The sequence below is a fragment of the Pseudoxanthomonas gei genome (genome assembly GCF_010119615.1).
GTDB classification, from domain to species: Bacteria; Pseudomonadota; Gammaproteobacteria; order Xanthomonadales; family Xanthomonadaceae; genus Pseudoxanthomonas_A; species Pseudoxanthomonas_A gei.
Genome location: NZ_QOVG01000028.1, coordinates 1 through 602 on the forward strand (window position 1 = coordinate 1; position 602 = coordinate 602).

The following is a 602-nucleotide window of genomic DNA, read 5'->3' on the forward strand; positions in this document are numbered from 1 at the left end:
TGGCGGTACGGGATGGAGCAAAGCCTGGAAAATTAATTTCTGGGCACGACTCAACGATGGCAATCATGCCTATAAACTGCTGCGTGAGCTGCTACGTATATCAGGAGTTGAAGGAACGAATTACGCCAATGCGGGCGGTACGTATCCCAATTTATTCTGCGCCCATCCGCCGTTTCAGATCGATGGTAATTTTGGCGGTATTGCGGGTATGAGCGAAATGCTCGTACAGAGCCATCTGGACCACATTTATCTGCTGGCAGCCCTCCCCGATCAATGGCAGCAGGGTCAGGTGAAAGGGTTACGTACGCGGGGTGGTTTTGAGATTGTCGAGATGGATTGGCGCGATGGCAAAGTAAACAAGGTGGTGATTCGCTCCACCATCGGGGGTAATTGCCGCATTCGTGTGCCCAACTCGCTGAAAGCATCGGGTAACGTAGCGCTGAAGTCGGCCAGCGGTTCTAATCCAAATCCTTTATTTCAGGGTCCAACCACAAGTAGTGCCCAATCGGCAACCCAGGTCTATGATTTCATGACAAAAGCCGGGCAAAGCTACACATTAACGATGCCGTAAAATTCTTACTATGCATCTGCTTGACCGGAAT

1 protein-coding gene is annotated in these 602 nt (G+C 50.7%); it reads left to right on the forward strand.

Features of this window, described 5'->3' with window-relative positions; all coding sequences use genetic code 11:
- A partial coding sequence (locus DT603_RS15815) for a glycosyl hydrolase family 95 catalytic domain-containing protein (RefSeq protein WP_343037784.1) occupies positions 1 to 571 on the forward strand: 571 nt, incomplete at its 5' end.
- Between the last annotated feature and the right edge of the window lie 31 nt (positions 572 to 602).